Annotated in this window: 1 protein-coding gene; it reads left to right on the top strand. The window is 77.4% G+C overall.

The features are described from left to right. Positions 1 to 552, top strand: a 552-nt coding sequence (locus RT91_RS18875) for a TolC family protein (RefSeq protein ID WP_035189255.1), incomplete at both ends; no start/stop codon positions are given.

The raw sequence follows: 552 nt of genomic DNA, 5'->3' as shown, positions 1-552 counted from the left end.
CGCCGCCGCCGCGCTGACCGCCCGCCGGCTCGACCAGCCCGGCCTCGTGCGGTTTCTCGACGCGATGGGCGAGCCTCCGCACGGGCGTTTCGGCCTGCGGGCGCTGACGCTGGTCGCCGTCTACGAGCGGCCGGACCTCAGGATCCGCACCACGGAAGCCGACGTGGCGGCCGGGCAGGTCGTGCGCGCGCGCCAGCTTCCCAACCCGACGCTGTCGCTGTCGCCGACCTTCAACGCCACCCAGCCGGTGCCCTCGCCGATCAAGGTCGGGCCGGTGATCCAGTTCCTGGTCGCGAATTTCGGCGCGCGGCAGGCCGGGATCGCGGCGGCGCGGGCGCGCGAGGCCGCCGCCCGCGATGTCATCGCCGCCGCTGCCTGGCGGGAGCGGTCGGCGGTGCGCGATGCGCTGCTGACCTTGTGGCTGGACCGGCGCGCGGCGCGGCTGCAACGCCTCGCGGCCCGCGAGGCCGGGCAGGCGCAGGCGCTGATCGCCCAGCGCGCCACGGCGGGCATGCTGGCCGAGACCGTTCTCGCCCGCGCCGAGGCGGCGGC

The sequence above is a fragment of the Acidiphilium sp. JA12-A1 genome (assembly GCF_000724705.2).
In the GTDB taxonomy this organism is placed as follows: domain Bacteria; phylum Pseudomonadota; class Alphaproteobacteria; order Acetobacterales; family Acetobacteraceae; genus Acidiphilium; species Acidiphilium multivorum.
The sequence above is the reverse complement of the archived record's forward strand: the minus strand, read 5'-3'. Positions and strand labels throughout refer to the sequence as shown.